11 protein-coding genes are annotated in these 17,140 nt (G+C 60.4%); 8 read left to right on the forward strand and 3 right to left on the reverse strand.

The features are described 5' to 3' along the window. Positions 1 to 288: 288 nt before the first annotated feature. Entirely contained in the window at positions 289 to 2,622 is a 2,334-nt protein-coding gene (locus tag AAF358_00005) for a tetratricopeptide repeat protein (GenBank protein MEM7703898.1), read from the reverse strand. A 165-nt stretch (positions 2,623 to 2,787) separates the two neighbouring features. Between AAF358_00005 and AAF358_00010 the strand changes: the two genes are divergently transcribed. The 4 genes from AAF358_00010 (at position 2,788) to AAF358_00025 (ending at position 8,149) form a co-directional block, all read left to right on the forward strand. Further along, positions 2,788 to 3,210, forward strand: a complete 423-nt coding sequence (locus tag AAF358_00010; GenBank protein MEM7703899.1) for a hypothetical protein — start codon at positions 2,788 to 2,790, stop codon at positions 3,208 to 3,210. A gap of 149 nt (positions 3,211 to 3,359) precedes the next feature. Further along, on the forward strand, positions 3,360 to 5,474 hold the full coding sequence (locus tag AAF358_00015; GenBank protein MEM7703900.1) for a S9 family peptidase: 2,115 nt from the start codon (positions 3,360 to 3,362) through the stop codon (positions 5,472 to 5,474). A 169-nt stretch (positions 5,475 to 5,643) separates the two neighbouring features. After that, positions 5,644 to 7,596 (forward strand): S9 family peptidase, encoded by a 1,953-nt coding sequence (locus tag AAF358_00020; protein ID MEM7703901.1) that lies wholly within the window; start codon positions 5,644 to 5,646, stop codon positions 7,594 to 7,596. A gap of 13 nt (positions 7,597 to 7,609) precedes the next feature. Then, on the forward strand, positions 7,610 to 8,149 hold the full coding sequence (locus tag AAF358_00025; GenBank protein ID MEM7703902.1) for a VOC family protein: 540 nt from the start codon (positions 7,610 to 7,612) through the stop codon (positions 8,147 to 8,149). Between the two features lies 1 nt (position 8,150). On the opposite strand, the gene AAF358_00030 is transcribed toward AAF358_00025, so the two are convergent. Beyond that, positions 8,151 to 8,888, reverse strand: coding sequence for an aspartate/glutamate racemase family protein (locus AAF358_00030; GenBank protein MEM7703903.1), 738 nt, complete (start codon positions 8,886 to 8,888; stop codon positions 8,151 to 8,153). Positions 8,889 to 8,893: 5 nt separating this feature from the next. Further along, positions 8,894 to 9,991: a PQQ-dependent sugar dehydrogenase gene (locus AAF358_00035; protein ID MEM7703904.1), complete on the reverse strand. Its 1,098-nt coding sequence runs from the start codon at positions 9,989 to 9,991 to the stop codon at positions 8,894 to 8,896. 268 nt (positions 9,992 to 10,259) lie between these two features. Between AAF358_00035 and AAF358_00040 the strand changes: the two genes are divergently transcribed. The 4 genes from AAF358_00040 to AAF358_00055 all read left to right on the forward strand — a co-directional run bounded on the left by AAF358_00040 (position 10,260) and on the right by AAF358_00055 (position 17,034). Beyond that, the gene (locus AAF358_00040; protein MEM7703905.1) at positions 10,260 to 11,141 is read left to right on the forward strand and encodes a DUF72 domain-containing protein; all 882 of its coding nucleotides are present in this window, start codon (positions 10,260 to 10,262) and stop codon (positions 11,139 to 11,141) included. A 149-nt stretch (positions 11,142 to 11,290) separates the two neighbouring features. Further along, positions 11,291 to 12,013: an SDR family oxidoreductase gene (locus tag AAF358_00045; GenBank protein ID MEM7703906.1), complete on the forward strand. Its 723-nt coding sequence runs from the start codon at positions 11,291 to 11,293 to the stop codon at positions 12,011 to 12,013. A 198-nt stretch (positions 12,014 to 12,211) separates the two neighbouring features. Further along, complete coding sequence (locus AAF358_00050; protein MEM7703907.1) at positions 12,212 to 12,964, forward strand: DUF4197 domain-containing protein; 753 nt, start codon at positions 12,212 to 12,214, stop codon at positions 12,962 to 12,964. Positions 12,965 to 13,170: 206 nt separating this feature from the next. Continuing rightward, positions 13,171 to 17,034 (forward strand): 6-bladed beta-propeller, encoded by a 3,864-nt coding sequence (locus AAF358_00055; GenBank protein ID MEM7703908.1) that lies wholly within the window; start codon positions 13,171 to 13,173, stop codon positions 17,032 to 17,034. Positions 17,035 to 17,140: the final 106 nt, after the last annotated feature.

The following is a 17,140-nucleotide window of genomic DNA, read 5'->3' on the forward strand; positions in this document are numbered from 1 at the left end:
ATTCGAGTGAGCAGTCAACGGAGAAGAGCAGTTCCTTGCAGTAGGCGAACCTGGCGCTGGGGGAGAACTTATTGCAAATGAGCTCACTCTATCTATTGGAGAACTTGCGGGCAAGTGGCTGGCGTCTCCCTGTAAGCGGCTGATACAGGGAAGAGCATGTGTCCGGAGGCGCCATATTGCTTGATGGAAGTTTGACGGACTTGTTACGGATACCCTAAGGCCCTTGGTTTCGGGGCATTTTGGCGTTTCCGTGACCGACGTTCAGCTTAGGAGCTGCCGTCACCATCTTCAATCGGTGGGAGCTAGCGCCTGCCTGAGGCCTTGAAGCTGCTGCTCGTCAGAAGCCAACCATCCTTCGCCCAGCAGCCTTTGCCTCCGCATGGCCAGATCGAGCGCCAGCGTAGGATTATCGTGGTAGTCGTGGTAGCGAACCAGGAAAGCCAGGGCGTCCGCGCTTGACTGCGCCTCCTCCGATAACTCCTCTGCCAGCGCCTTCAGGCGCGCGTCGCTGGGGTCGAAGCTCAGCAGCCACTGCCCGAATAGTCCGCCGATATCGAAGGCTGTGATCGGAGATTCCTGGCCGCTGGCCTCCTGATAGGCGGCCGCGATCTGTGCCACCGCAGTAGCCGTATCGCCACGCTCTAGCGCGAGGCGCGCCTGCACCGCCTGTAAATCGACAGCCAGCTGCGAGATTTCGGAATCGGCGATGACCGACTCAGCCTCCGCGATCACCGTGGCCGCCTCATCGGCTCTTTGATCGTCCAGCAGAGTCTGCGCCAGTGCGATCTGGCTTGTTGCCTGGCTCAGGGGTTCCTGGATGCTGCCAGCCAGTTCCGCCGCGGCGGCAAACAGTTCGATCGCCCGACCAAAATTATGCATGGCTCGTTCCACCCGGCCGCCCTGTAGCAGCGCATCCGCCTCGCTGCTGGGATTGCCCAGCTCCGCGGCGATCGATCGGGCCTGCGCCGCCATTTCCCGGGCTTGGCTAAGGCGCCCGAGTCGGCGCATGGCCGCCGCCAGGTCGGAACTGGCCTGCGCCTCCAGCACCGGATTGTCGTACTCCTGCGCCGCTGCAAGCACGCGTTCCTGAAACGTCAGCGCCTCCGCCCAGTAGCCTCGGACCATTTTGATGTCCGCCAGTACGCTCATGGTCAGGGCGACCTGCAGGGGTAGCTCCAGCTGCCGCCGCAGCTCAAGCGACTCTTCCAGCACCGCTTCTGCCTCACCGTAGCGGGACTGATCGGTGTAAAGATTGCCGAGATTCTTGAGCGCCGTCGCTTCGTTAAAGCGATCGCCGGACTGCTGGTAATACTCCAGCGCTTCGAGGAAGCGAACTTCCGCGTCCTGGTACTGGCCCGAGGTGGCGGCCAGGATGCCCAGATTGGCCGTCACGCTGGCGATGTAGTCCGCGTTGTTTTCGGCTCGATAGTTTTCCAGAGACTGGTTGTACCAAACCCGCGCTGTGTCTTTGTCGCCACGGCGCCATGCCAGAATGCCCGAGACCGATTGCACGGCCGCCAGCATGCTCACGTTCCCGCTGGCCTCCGCGGCCGCCAGCAGCTCCTTGTTGAGCTGGTCCGTATAGTCATAGTCACCGAGGAATCGGACCACCAGGCTCAGGTGGTATTTGGCCTCGAGCAGATCCGGCGCCGCCGCCAGCACCGTGTCAAAGTATCGGGCGGCGTCTTCGTGACGGCCCCGCAAGCGCGCGTCCAGGCCACGCGCGAAGGCTTCGTTAACAAAGACATCGTCCGTCACCAGGCTGCTTTGCGCTCGCTGGGCACCCTGCCAGCGAGACAGCCGTTCACTCAGGCTCTGTGCTGCCGCAACGGCCAGAAGCGCAACATCTTCTCCGTAGAGTGACACCGGGGGCAGGTCGCCGCGGGCTTCCACGGGCTGAATGTCCAGGCGCAGTCCGTCACCATCTTTGGAGAGCCTGGGAACCAAAACACTGTCCGCACCGGTACTCAGCCGCAGAAGCCGCGCCTGTTCTTCCGGGTCGGTAGCGTCTGGATAGCGTCGGAGTGTGGCCAGCACAGTTCCCGGACGAACCCTGGTGACACCGGCGTCCGCCAGCGATTCGTCCATCAGCGACGGTATGCCCAGCCGAGCCCACTCAAGGTCGACGTCACCCGTGTCGTTGCGCACCGGCAAGACGGCAATTCGTATGGGCTCCGCGCTGCGGCTCGACGGTCGATTGATCCAAACCGCCAGGGACGCCACGACCAGCGCGGTCAGGGCGATGGCCCACAGCCAGCCGCTTCGCCCAGCCGGTTTTTCGGGCGTGATGGTCGATTGATCCGCGCCGTTTTCCAAACGCTCTACCGGCTGAACAAACCGGTAGCCGACCCCGTAAGCCGTAGCGATAAACGATTCGGGCCCCTCTCCGCCAAGGGCTCGGCGGGCGCGGCTGACGGCCTGGGCCACGGTCGATTCCGAGACCGGTCGTCCGGCCCAGACCTTATCCAGCAGCTCCGCTTTTTCGACGACCCGGCCTTCGCTCGCCATGAGATAGGCCAGCAGATCAAAGGCGCGCCTCTCGATGGAGATCGAATTGCCGTCGATCGTCATTTCGCGGCGGGCGGTGTCGACAATGACGGTGCCGCACTTAAACAGGGGCAAGGGAGGCGGCTGCCCGTGATCCGAAATGTCCGAATCCGTTACTTCCATGGTTTAGGGAGTGTAACGCAGCAACCAGCCTTAACAGGCCCTTGTTTCCGATCCCGTCATGACATCGTCAGGATCCGATCAGTACTTCCCGCCAAGGATTTTGCATGGTGCGATGCTATGAAAGGGATGCTGATTGTAGTGGCGACAATTACGCTGATGCAGGGCGACCTGGCGAATCGGCCCGCGGCAGACGTCCCTGCGGTGAGCGCACGATTGCTCGGCCAGTTCTCTGGAATGGAGCGGGACGGCCGGCGTCAAGTGGACCTGCGGATACGGTTTTTTTCGACCGCCAGCGGCGGTCTGCCGGTCGCTGAGAGAGCGTTTTCCGATGTGCCGCTCGCGGGCGGCCAATTTTCTGTTGCTCTGGATCCACGCGGGTTGGCGGGTTCAGCGAGGTACGTGGAAGTGGGGCTGCGCCCGGCCGGGCGACGCTATGCCGAGTATCAGCCCGCGGGTCAGCGCCGAGTGCTTGAGCTTGAACAGGGCGGTGTGGATGCGGTCTGGCGTCTCAGGCTGGCCGGCGACGACCCGGACAGCTAGCGTGCCGTGCGGAATCGCGTTTCACCCAGGCGAAACCGCAAGATTGGCATACGTGCGGTACGACCGATGCTGCCGGATAGGTCGAATGTCACTTGCGGTTGACAAGGCCGCTCCATATTTTAGCGGCCTGCTAAACGAGAGCCTGCCCCATGAATCGATCCATTCTGGCCCTGAGCGCCCTGTCTTTCATCCTCCTTGGCTGCAACAGCGCTGATGATGCTGCGCCGGAGAGTTCGCCGAATCCCTCGGCTGAGGCTTCGGCCGCCACCGACGCTGTAGCCGTCACGCCGGCAGCCGTCGCCGAACTCATCGACCGGGAGAAGATCTTCGGCAATCCCGAGCAGGCGCAGGGTCGGATCAGTCCCGACGGCAAATACGTCAGCTGGCTCGCCCCGGTAAACAATGTGCTGAACGTGTGGGTCGCGCCCGCGGACGATTTGGCGGCGGCTCGAGCGATTACCCAGGACACCTCTCGTGGCATCAACAATCACTTTTGGTCCCCGGACGCTAGGTTTGTCTACTACCAGCAGGACAAAGGCGGCAACGAAAACTTCCACGTATACGCCGCTAACGTTGAGACCGGTGAGGTTCGTGACCTGTCGCCCTTTGAGGAATCCGTGCGTGCGGGCATTCAGGCCGTGTCAAAGGAGCGTCCTGGTGAAGTGCTGATCGCCGCCAACGCTCGTAACCCGCAGCTGTTCGACCTCTATCTGGTAGATGTTGCCACCGGTGAGCGGGAGCTCGTGGCGGAAAATCCCGGCTACGGCGGCTGGCTTGTGGACAACACGCTGACCCCGCGCTTCGGGATGAAGCAAACCGCAACCGGCGGCGCTGATTACGTGGATATGGAAGGAAACACGCTGTTTTCTGTGCCGGTGGAGGACGTGCTCACGACCAACGCCTTTGGTTTTGATGCCACGAATAACTACATTTTCGCCGTCGACAGCCGGGGCCGGGACAAGGCCGCGCTGGTGAAGATGGCTGTTGCTGACGGCAGCACCGAGGTGCTGGCTCAGAGTGACACCGCGGACATCAGCGACGTTCTGCTGGATCCCAATACCTTTGAGCCGCTGGCTTACGCGGTGGACTATCTGCGCAACGAGTGGACGCCCCTGACGGAAGAAACAGGCAAAGATCTCGCTTTTCTGGACGACCAGCTCGTCGGAGACTTTGACATTACGTCCGCCACTGACGACCTCAGCCGCGTTGTTGTCTACGCGGAGTCGGCCCAGGCGCCGGGCGTCTACCTGATGTACGACCGCAAGGCGCAAACCCTGACCGAACTTTTTTCGACCCGGCCGGATCTGACCGGAGCGCCGCTCCAGCCCATGCATCCGGTTGAGATTCCGTCTCGCGATGGCCTGACCCTGGTGTCTTACCTCACGCTGCCGCCGGGATCTGACGAGGACGGCGACGGTCGGCCCGACTCGCCACAAGCTATGGTGCTAGACGTTCACGGTGGCCCCTGGGCACGCGATAACTACGGTTACAACGCCTGGCATCAGTGGCTTTCCAACCGGGGTTACGCCGTGCTGTCGGTCAACTATCGAGGTTCAACCGGCTTCGGCAAAGACTTTGTGAACGCGGCCGTGGGTGAGTTTGCCGGCAAGATGCATGATGACTTGATCGACGGCGTGAACTGGGCCGTCAGCGAGGGCATCGCAAAAGAAGATCAGGTGGCGATCGCCGGCGGTTCCTACGGTGGTTACGCGACGCTGATCGGCGTTTCATTTACGCCCGACACTTTCGCGTGTGGGGTGGATCTCGTGGGTCCGTCGAGCCTGGTGACGCTGATCGAAAGTTTCCCGGACTATTGGAAGCCGTTTTTGGAAGGCAGCTGGTTCAAGTATGTCGGAGACCCGTCGGACGCCGACGAGCGTGCTGACATGTACAACCGATCTGCCATCAGCCGCGTCGACGACATTTCGGTGCCGCTGCTGATCGGACAGGGTCAAAACGACCCCCGGGTTACCAAGAATGAGAGCGATCAGCTGGTGGCGGCGATGGATGAAAGAGAGCTGCCGGTCACCTACGTCAATTTCCCGGATGAGGGCCACGGCTTTGTCCGGCCGGAAAATCGCCTGGCCTTTTATTCGGTGATGGAGGGTTTTCTGTCGCGCTGTCTGGGTGGGCGAGCTGAACCGATTGGTGATGCTTTCGCTGGCTCCAGCGTCGAGATCCTGCATGGCGAGCAGTACGTTGAGGGCCTCGCTGCCGCCGTCGAAAAAATGAAGCCTGCTGCCGAGGCGGCGGCCGAGGGCTAACATCCCGAAAACCTGGGCTGTCGGGTGGACTCGACAGCCCAGGACTCGACTAACCGCATTCAACGGCTGACACCGATCGACTCGACGGACGTCAGCCATTACCCGGTGGCCTGCCCGGCGACCGGCAAAAGCCGGTACCATGGGCGGCCCGCATCAGCGTGGAACGACCATGTCAGCAACCCTACGATCTGCCTTCTTGATTCTCAGTGCCGCGGCCTTAAGCGCCTGCGGCGGTTCTTCTGAACCCGACACGGCGGCGCCTCAAGCGCAGGCTGAGCCGGCTCCGGCAGCCGACGCCATTCCTCGCTACAGCGCCGAGGCGTTTTTCAACACCATTAGCTACGGGATGGCCTCGTCGACCGGCTATCCTTTCTCGCCGGACGGCAGCAAGCTGCTGGTGACCGCGGATAACACCGGGATCTTTAACGTCTACGCGATGCCCATCGATGGGTCGGAGCCAACCGCCTTCACCGAATCTGACGACTCAGCTCGCTATGCGATCAGCTGGTTCCCCGCCGACGAGCGGGTCCTGTTCACCTTCGACGGCAATGGTGATGAGCTCAATCACGTTGCGGTGCGAGAAACCGACGGCACCGTGAAGGATTTGACGCCGGGAGCGGATCTCAAAGCCGTGTTTATCCGCTTTGAAGACGGCGGCGAGCACTTTTTTCTGGCCACCACCGAACGCAATCAGCGCAGCTTCGACATCTATCGCTACCAGGCGGATGGCTACGAGCGCGAGCTCATTTTCGAAAACCCAGGCTTCTCGATCGGCGACATCAGCTCCGACGGGCGCTGGGTGGCGCTGAACAAGCCCCGCACCAGCGCTGACTCCGATATCTATATTGTCGATCTGGCCGCGGACAATCCCGAGCCGCTGCTGATCAGCGAACACACCGGTAACGTGGCTTTCTCAACCTATGAGTTTTCTCCGGACAGTCAGCGTCTGGTGTACGCCACCGATCAGCACGGCGAGTTTGCACAGGCCTGGCAGTACGAGATGGCGAGCGGCGAGCATTCGGTGCTGATCGAGGCGCCCTGGGATGTTTCCTACGTCACCTTTTCACCCTCCGGCCGCTTCGAGGTATCAGGCATCAACGCGGATGCTCGCACCGAGGTCACGGTCCGTGACGTGACGGCCAACAGCGAGCTGGCCCTGCCGGAGCTGCCGCCGGGAGATCTGCGCAACGTCCGCTTTTCTGCTGACGACAAGATGATGGCGCTGATCATCAACGCTGACGACTCGCCGTCCGACATTCATGTTATTGACCTGGGTGCTAAAACCAGCCGCCAGCTCACCAGCGCGCTCAATCCCGCGATCAAGCCGGAACACCTGGTGCGCAGCGAGGTCATCCGCTACCCGAGCTTCGACGGCCTGGAGATTCCGGCGATCCAGTATCGACCTCACAACGCCAGCGCCGACAATCCAGTGCCCGCTTTGGTGTTTGTCCACGGCGGCCCGGGCGGGCAGACCCGAACCGGCTATCGCGCGCTCTTTCAGCATCTGGTGAATCACGGCTACGCGGTGCTGGGTGCCAACAACCGAGGCTCGTCCGGCTATGGCAAAACGTTTTTCCATCTCGACGACAAGCGGCATGGCGAAGAGGACCTCCAGGACATTGTCTACGGACGAAAATATCTTGAGAGCCTCGACTGGGTGGACAGCGACCGGATCGGCATCATCGGTGGGTCCTACGGTGGTTATATGGTGGCCGCCGCGCTCGCGTTTGAGCCGGAGGTTTTTGACGTTGGGATCGACATCTTTGGTGTCACCAACTGGGTAAGAACGCTGGAGAGCATTCCCCCCTGGTGGGAAGACTTTAAGGAGGCGCTGTACGACGAGATGGGAGATCCGGCCACCGACGCCGAGCGTCACCGTCGCATCTCACCGCTGTTTCACGCGGAGAACATCGTCAAGCCGCTGCTGGTGGTGCAGGGCGCCAACGACCCTCGGGTGCTTCAGGTTGAGAGCGATGAGATTGTCGCTGCCGTCCAGAAAAACGAGGTGCCGGTTGAGTACGTCGTGTTTCCTGACGAGGGCCACGGCTTCTCGAAGCGCAGCAACAAGATTGCCGCTTCCGAAGCCTATGTCACTTTCCTCGATGCCTACCTGAAGCCCTGAGGCCGCCCCTATAGTGAAGTTGCTCAAGCTCGCCATCCTCGCGCAGCTGCTGCTGACGGCAACCCTTGCCCAGGCGCAGAAAAACAGCGCGCCCGTTGAGCGACTGGCCCCGGTCTATCGTCATACTATTTTGGTCACTGACCTGGAGCGTTCGCTGACGCTGTACCGGGACGTACTCGGCATGGAGGTCAGCAAGATCAATCAGTCTGGCGAAGACTCCTACTCGGCCGTCTTTTTCAACATGCCTCGGGGATCGCAGAAACGCTTCGCCTACCTGAGCGGCGAAGATGGCCGGGAAAACATTCTCGGGCTGGCTGAGGTGCCGGGCCTGGAGCTGCCCCGGAACAACGGGATCCGCACCGCCGCCTGGGTTCAGACCGTGGCGGATGTGGAAGGCGTGATGGAGCAGGTGCAGGCGATGGGGTTAGAGCTGGTTGAACCCATTGAGTTCGTCAGTCGCGAATCCGGCACGCCGGGTCTGGAAGCTGGGGTCATCGACTTTGATGGTCATCTGATAATGTTCTACGGGCTCAAGCGTCCCGAAAAGCATTAGCCTAGAAGAGTTCGCGGAGCTGCCGCCCGTCAACTTCCTGCGGCAGCTGCCCGCTGCGCAGGCAGTGTTCGGTCAGACGATACCCTAGAGTCATAGGCTCCAGCGTCGGAATCTCGCTGCCGCTGGAAAGCTCGCTCGCTGTCGGCGCCATACAGGTGCAGCCCAGCACCACCGCTGCGGCCTTCTGCTCAGTGATGGCGGTGTCCCGAGCGGTTCGAATTTTCTCGAGCGAGCTCAGATCGTAGGCCCGCATGTCGGTCACAAAATTCTGCTCGTCGGCCAGCGTGGCAAGATCCCCGTTGGCGGATAAATGGGTGATGCCCAGCAGATTTTTCGCGGTGCCGGTGTCGTCGAGCACACGCTCGTAAAGAAAGGCGAGCGCCTGAGGCCATATTGTCACGATGACAAACGGACCGAAGGCTGAAGCGACGCGCAGGGAGGCCTCGCCGGAGCCTACCACGGGGATAGCGAGCGTCTCGCGCAGCGGACTGAGGCCGTAGTCGCCAACGGTATTGATGTAGATCGCATCAAAGCCCGCGTCTCTGGCCTGCAGCCCTGTTTCGTAGTATTGCCGATCGCAGACTGCCCTGGCCGCCGGATCTCCCGGAAACACGCCGTCCGGAATTTCAATCAGCTCGACGCTGAATCCGTTGGTGATCAGCGCGGCAATTTCGGGTGGCGGCCGGCTGTGACCCTGCGGCCGAAAGCCGGTACCGATCACCGCGATGCGTTGCGACATGGATATTAGTTAGCTGGCGTCAACTTCAGCAGTCGTCCCTGACTTCCGCGGCGCTCATCTTCGAGGACCCAGATCGCCCCGTTTGGTCCCTCCTCAAGGCTGCGAATCCTTGCGCCCATCGCGTAGCGCTCGACCTCCTCAGCGCCGTCGGCGTCCAGGCGGATACGAACGATGGCGTTGGAGGAGAGTCCGGCGACAAACGCGTTGCCGCGCCAGGCTTCGAACAGCTTGCCGCCATAGATCATCAGGTCGCCGGGAGAGACGACCGGGGTCCACCAGATGGCCGGTGCAGCAAACTCCGGTCGCGTATCGTGATCCGGAATCGGCCGACCGTCATAGTGATTACCGTTGGAGACCACGGGGTAACCATAGTTTGCGCTGCGCTTCACAAGATTCAGTTCGTCGCCGCCGGCGGGCCCCATCTCCACTTCCCACAGCCGTCCATCGCCATCAAACGCAATGCCGAGGGGGTTGCGATGACCCAGAGACCAAATCTGGTCGTAGACTGCATCATCATCAACCTGGGGGTCTTCACTCAGATAGTCGACAAACGGATTGTCGTCGGGGGCCGACCCATCATCGTTCAGCCGGAGAATCTTCCCAATCGAGGACTGCATATCCTGCGCCGGCGTAAACTTCTGCCGATCGCCCGAGCTGATAAAAAGATAACCCTCTGAGTCGAAAGCCAGGCGATGACCGTAGTGGCCGCGGCCGAGCACCTTTGGATACTGCCGCCAAATGACCTCGAGGTTGGTCAGCTCCGGTCGCCGATCGCTGCCGCCGAGCACAGCTCTGGCTACCGCGGCACCTCGTGTCTTGCCTTTGCCGCCTTCCGCGTAGCTGAGGTAAATGGTTCGGTTCTCGGCAAAATCGGGGTGGAGCACCACGTCGCCCAGCCCGCCCTGACCGCCGTAGTCGACGTCCGGAACTCCGCCCACGGGTCCTGACTTCTGTCCGTTTCGAGAAACGATGAATAGTCGGCCTTTCTTTTCGGTGACGAGCATGCGGCCGTCGGGCAGGAACGCGAGTGACCAGGGTTCGTCGAACGCTGTGATGGGTTCAACCGTGAAAGGCAGGTCCCGCTGCGCCAGAGTGCTGGACATGATCAAGACGCCGAGAGCCGTGATCGAAGCCAGACCGATTCGCCAAAACGGTTTCATAAGGTGACCTCGCGTTTGGTTGTAAAGATTTCGCGGCCATCTCCGCTGGCTGCGAGGGACGCTCACTGTAGCGAAACGTCGGACCGGCGAACAGATGACCTGTCACCATACCAAGGTGAGTGGACGCCAGCTTGCGCTCAATCGAGCGGTGGAATTTACGCTTTCGCATGAGGTCCAACGCCAACGAAGTGCCAATCCAACAGGCTAACCAATGAACTACACCGCGACGGATTCTCCGACGGGGATTCCCTCACCGCTCCCGTTTGCCTATCGCCTGGGCCTGCCGGCCTGGGCATTCCCTGGCTGGACCGGTTGCTTTTGGGACGGCCGACCCAGCCCCCTCGCCGGCTACAGCCAGGTGTTCAACGCGGTGGAGGGCAACACCACTTTCTACCGGACGCCTGATGCCCAAACCGTCGAGGGCTGGCGAAAGACGTTGGCGGGACGCGATTTTCAGTTCAGCTTCAAGCTGCCGCGAACCTTTACCCACGAGGCCACCTGCGACCTGGCGCTGCTGCGGGAGTTCCTGCGCACGCTGGCGCCGCTGGATGAGCATCTCGGCCCCTGGCTGGTGCAATTTCCGGCCTGGACCGGTCCGGCAGATCTGGCTCGGATCGAGCGCATCCTGGCGGAGTTGACGAACTTCGGGTCGTCGGTGCTCGAGGTGCGCCATCCACGGTTTTTCACCGAGCCTGAGCGGCTGGATTCCCTGATCAAAGAGTTCCCCGTGTCCAGACTTTCGCTGGACACCCGGGCACTCTATGCCGGGGATATGGATCATCCGGAGGTCCGGTCAGCGCGACACCACAAACCCGATCTGCCGGTCACGCCGCATGCGGATCACGGTTTGGTGTATGTGCGCATGGTGCTGCATCCCGATCCGCAAACTAGTGCGGTCAGTCTGGACTACTGGGCTAGCTACTGCGCCGAGGCGCTCGACGCCGGTCACGCCGTATGGGTGATGATCCACTGTCCGAACAATCAGCATTGCCCGCCCTACGCCCGAGACTTTCACCAGCGGTTAAGTGTTCACTGTGCAAAAGCCGGCATCATGCCGTCCTGGCCGATGCCGGAACAGGCGACGCTGCTTTAGCGAGCGTTTCGGTCCAGCATTGGTTCTCCCATCTTCGATGCCATCGCGCGTCCACGGGTGAGGACCCCTCAGGGGTTTTGTCTGGCGGGTCTACCTGCAACAATCGGTGGGCACTACAGCAAAAACCACGACGCCCAGGGGCAGTAAGCATGCAAAACCATATCAGCACCGTCCTGGTGACGGGAGCCAACCGCGGCCTGGGTCTGGAGTTCAGCCGCCAGTATCTGGACCAGGGCTGGCGAGTGCTGGCGACATGCCGATCGCCGGAGCAAGCCATCGATCTCAGTAGCCTGGGAAACGATGAAGGCGGGCTGGAGGTTTTTGCGCTCGACGTCGCGGACTTTAGCGCGGTGGATGCGCTGTCCGAAACACTGTCCGGGCGTCACGTGGATATCCTTATCAACAACGCCGGCGTATTTGGGCCAAAACCCAAAGCGGAGCAGGATCTCAGGCAAAGTTTTGGCCACCTGTCTTACGACCTTTGGGCAGAGATCTTCCGCATCAACTCCCAGGCGCCGGTGAAGCTGACCGAGGCGCTGCTTCCCAATCTACTCGCCGGATCGCAGCGTAAGGTGGTGAACATCTCGTCGACGGAAGGCTCAATCGCTGGCGCCAACGCGGGGCTCTACGCCTACCGCACCAGCAAAGCCGCCTTGAACATGGCGACCGCACTCCTGGCCAAAGATCTTGTCAACCAGCATATTGTCGCCGCGGCACTCAACCCGGGCTGGGTCAAAACACGCATGGGCGGGCCGCAGGGGGTGCTGGAGCCGGAGCAGAGCGTAGCCAGCATGCGGCAGGTGATCGAGGGGCTAACGATGGACGACAGTGGGGCCTTCCTGGACTACAACGGAGATTCCATTCCCTGGTAGGGGTCAGGTCAGGACACTAGCCTTTTTGCGGTCAATCTTCGCGCACGCCAGACAGGCCAAAATAGCGAGCATCGGCGGGCAGCCTCATTTCCTTAATGCCGAGCCGCGTGATCTGCTACCCTGATTCTGCCTCGTGTTGCGCATCGAGGTCGGCCTTCGTTGGCCAGTCAGTACCGCCGCTCGCAGTGGAGGATTTGCATGAAGCTCAAGGCCTTGTTCATCACGTTTGTATTGCTGTTCTCGGGAGGCGCCCACGCTGACCTCAAGAGTAAGTTGAAAGGGTTGCTCGGCGAGGAGGAAGAGACTGACACTACCCAGGCAGAGTCAGCGGATTTTCTGGGGTTGTCTTCAGAACAGCAGATCGAAGGGCTTAAACAGGCTTTGGCGCAGGGGTTCACTCGCGCGGTTGGCACGCTCGGCAAGGAGGATGGATTTTGGGGCAACGAGCTGGTTCAGATACCTCTACCTGAAACTGTCGAGCGGGTTGCAAAAGGAGCCCGCCGCTTGGGTGGCGACCGCTACGTCGACGAGTTCCACGAAACGCTCAATCGTGCCGCGGAGAGCGCTGTACCCGTGGCTACCGAACTGTTTGCGGCAGCGTTGAGAGATATGACGGTCGACGACGCGATTGAGATCGTCCGGGGAGAACCCGACGCGGCTACGCAGTATTTTCGCAGCAGGACCGAAGCTTCCTTGGTCGAGCAGTTTCTGCCGCTCGTAGCTGAGGCAACTGACGACGCTGGTGTGACCCAGGCCTACAAGGAGCTCAACAAGAAAGCCGGCGGGTTTCTGTCGGCGCTGGGCGGCGATGAAGACAGTCTTGATCTCGATCGTTACGTCACCGACAAGGCTTTGGACGCACTGTTCGTTTACATAGCGGCGGAAGAAAAGCAGATTCGCGAAGACCCGGTCGCCCGAACGACGGATCTGCTGAAGGCACTGTTTGATTAAGTCAGCATATTTCCGCTGTTGTGATTGCGCAGCAACGGTTGCTGGCTTGCCAGCTTTATTTCTTGGGCGCAGAACGACCTAACTTACGCCCGATTCAGCCTCCGGAAACGCTGCATCGTGCTAAGGGGTTTGACCGATCTCAAGGCCCCTGCGGACGGAAGCGCTGCTAAACTCAGGACGAGGGTAGTCCAAGTAGGGGTTTGGTCATGCCGCGTTTGCGTTTCGTGTCTCTTTTCGTTTGTTTACTGGGCCCATCGTTGTTGTTCGCCGGCGAAAGCATTCAGTTTCGCTTTGAACAAGCGCTGCCCACGCTGCAGCAGCCCTGGTTCTTTGGTCTGCGCGGGGGAATTGCCGTCGATGAGGAAAACTTTGTCTATGTCACGGAGCGCGATACCGAGGTTATTCGCAAGTTCAACCGCTCTGGCTTGCTCGTCACAAGCTGGGGTCGGCGAGGCCCGGGTGACGGCGAGTTTGCTGGCCCTCATGACGTTGCGCTGAGTGACGACGATCGGGTTTATATCACCGATGAGTTCAATCATCGCGTTCAGATTTTCACTCGGGATGGCGTTTACCTCGCGCAGTTTGGTGCCTTTGGAAGCGGTGACGGCCAGCTGAACCGGCCGACCGGAGTTGCTCAGCACGAGGGGTTTGTCTACGTTGCCGACAGCGAAAACTTCCGGATCCAAAAGTTTACCAGCGACGGTGACTATGTCGGCCAGTGGGGCAGCGAAGGCAGCGGCAACGGCCAGTTTCAACGCCCCGAAGACATCGCCATCTCGCGTACGGGATTTGTTTACGTCATCGACCAGGCCCGACCATTTATCAACTATGAGAACACTCGTGTTCAGTATTTTGATACGGAGGGAAACTTTATTGGCACGTGGGGCTCTACCGGCACCGGGCTGGGGCAGTTCCAGGAGCTCGTCGCCATCGAGGTGGATCAGTTTGGCGTTGTCTTTACGTTAGACGAGGATGGCCGTATTCAGCGCTTCACCCCCGACGGCCTGGGGGTTTCTCAGTTCACGATGGATCCTGACGAATTGCCAATCAATCGACCGAGCGGGATTGCCAAAGCCCCGGACGGGCGCATATACGTTCGAGATGTCTCGCGCGTCTCCCAGTTCCTGCCGACCGGGCAGTTTGCTGATCGCTGGGGCAGCCTGGGGGATGAGCTTGGCCAGTTCAATTTTCCGCTAGGTATTGCGGCCCAGGCCAACGGTAACCTGCTCGTGTCGGATATCTTCAACAATCGGGTGCAGGTCTTCACGCCGGAGGGTATGCCGTTGTCCTCATTTGGCGGTCCCGGGAGTCCTGGGGAGCTCATCGGACCGGGGCAAATTGCCGTGAGCGCACAGGGCGATATTTATCTGAGCGAACTTACGGCCAGCCGCGTTAGCGTATTCGACGAGAATTTTAATTTCATCCGGCGAATCGGTAGTTTTGGTTCGGGGAATGGTGAGTTTGACCTCCCGCGCGGCGTAGGGATCGACAGCCAAGGTTTTGTTTACGTGGCCGACGGCAACAACCATCGCGTTCAGAAGTTTACCCCTGACGGGACATACGTCGATCAGTGGGGCGTCAGGGGGAGTGAAAACGGGAACTTCGAAAGACCCAACTCATTAGTGGTTGGGCCTGGCGATCTCATTTACGTAGCCGATCGCGATCTCGACCGGATTCAGATCTTTGAATCTGACGGAACATTTGTGAGTGTTTTTGGCGAGAGCGGTACGGGTCCGGGGCAGTTCAATATTCCGGAAAGTATGGCGTTTGATTCGTTTGGCTTCCTTTACGTTGCTGATGTGTTCAACGATCGATATCAGGCCTTCACGGCTAACGGGGAGTATGTCGGCAAGTACGATATGCCGGGCGTGGCGCCTGGCTCGCTCACCCGGCCCGGTGGCATCTACTTCGATAACAGCCAACGGGTTTTCATGGTCGATGGCCGAAATAACCGCCTGCAGCGGTTCAGCCGAGTCGAGTTGCTGCCGGATTCTAAGGTCATGGTAGTTGCTGGCGGCGGCCCTTATCCGGGAAATCCCTTGTGGGACGCCACCCAGGTCAACGCCAACTTTGCGTACCGAACGCTAGCCGTTCAGGGTTTCACCGACGACCTCATCTACTATCTAACACCGAACCTGGACCTGGATCTGGACCAAAACGGGAACTCTGATGAAGTGGACGGCGTGCCTACCGCACAGGCTTTGCGGGAGGGGGTTCTGGGATCCTTTGGCTCAGACGCCGACAATCTTATTCTCTATCTCGTAGATCATGGCGGTGACAAAACGTTCCGACTGACCGAGAACGAAATCCTCAGCGCGAGTGAGCTCGATAGCTGGCTGGACGAGTGGCAGGCGACCCGGCCCAACGGCAACGTCACCTTGATTTACGACGCGTGCCAGTCGGGCTCTTTCTTGGATGAACTTCGTGATCCCAATCGGATTCTGATTGCCTCGGCAGGCGCCGAAGAAGCTGCCTATTTTGTTTCCCAGGGCTCCCTGTCATTTTCGAATCGCTTCTGGAGCCAGATCTTTAACGGTGCAACGCTAGGTGAAGCCTATGATCTGGCCAGCCAGGCCACTTCAACGGCGTTCCCGCTGCAAAACCCCCTGCTCGACGCTGACGGCGACGGTAGCTTCAATACGGCCGCCGACCTGGCGGCAATCGAAAATTTGGTGATTGGAGCGGGCACCCAAGTGGACGGCAACGCGCCGGTGATCACCAGCGTCAGCCCCGTTCAGAACCCGACCGCGAGCACCGCAACGATCGAAGCCAACGGCGTAACCGATGCCGACGGCATTGCCCGGGTGTGGGCCGTGCTTCGGCCGCCGGGTTTTGCGCCGGACTCAGCCGATAATCCGGTGCAGGATCTCCCGACCGTTGAGCTTACCCAGCAGCCCGGCACAGCTGACTATCAGGCGGAGTTCAGCGATTTCACCATCGCCGGAACCTACGACATATCGATTGAGGCCCAAGATCGTATTGGCAATACCGCGATCCCTAGGCTGACCCAGGTGGTAGTGGGCACACCCGTCAGGCGCCGCGCGGTCATCATCGGTGGCGGTGATCCGTCCGCGCCGGAATTTGCAAATCTGAAGACCAACAGCGATCTGGCGCTGGCGGCGCTTAACCTCCAGGGCTACGGGCCCGACGGGATCACCTGCAATGATCCGAGCTGCGACGACGTTTATTACATGACGGGCGGCTCCTCCACCGGCTCCGACGCGGGCACCAACCTGACCAACGTTGAATTTGCGATCACCAGTTTTGGCGTCGACAACGCCGAAGACTTGACGGTTTATCTGGTTGCGCCCAAGTCCGGCGCGGGCTACCGCCTGAACGAGACCGAAATCCTCGACGCGGCAACGCTGGACGGGTGGCTCGATACCGCTCAGGCGACTTTGCCCGGCGTACTGACGGTGATTGTTGATGCTGATGACGCGCAGACCTTTATGCAGGGTATTGCCCCAGAAGGTGGACAGACCCGCTTTCTGGTGGCGAGCACGGACGTCGACGAAAATGCGAGCTTTGAGCTGGGCGGCGAGGTGTCCTTCTCTCGCTTCTTTTGGAATCAGACGCTGAATGGTGCGCGCCTGCGCCAGGCGTTTCAGGTCGCGCGTCGGGCGATCAACCTGACACAAAACGCCCAGCTCGACGTGGATGGCAACGGCGTGCCGAATCAGATTACCGATGCGCTGGTCGTCGACGATTACTTCATCGGCTCCGGCGTGGCCCTGGCTGGTGATGATCCCTTTGTTTCTGAGGTGATGGTCAACGCTGAGCTGGTCAGCGATTTTGAAACGATTACCGCTACCGGCGTCACCTCTACCGGCTCGATCGATCGGGTGATCGCGATTGTGTCCCAGCCGGATGGTGTACTGGTGACCCAGCCGTTAGCGACGGTCGGCGACGCTTTCTCCGACCGCAGCTTTGGGCTGTGCGGTCCCGCTGGAAGTTATGGTGTTGCTGTGCATGCCATCGACGCCGAGGGCAACGTATCGCTTCCAGCTGAGGCGACGGTGAACCGCGCCACGGACTGCGCAGACTTTCAGTTTGCCTCAGGATTCGAGTAAGGCGGGTATGGCGCTAGCTTGTCGGTGATAAGGACTGGTGCCGCCGGTTTTCCTCCGTGATGGAACCGCCTAACATACCGTCGGTCCAGCAACCGGAAGCCCTTGA

The organism is Pseudomonadota bacterium, from assembly GCA_039033415.1.
Lineage (GTDB): Bacteria > Pseudomonadota > Gammaproteobacteria > Xanthomonadales > SZUA-38 > JANQOZ01.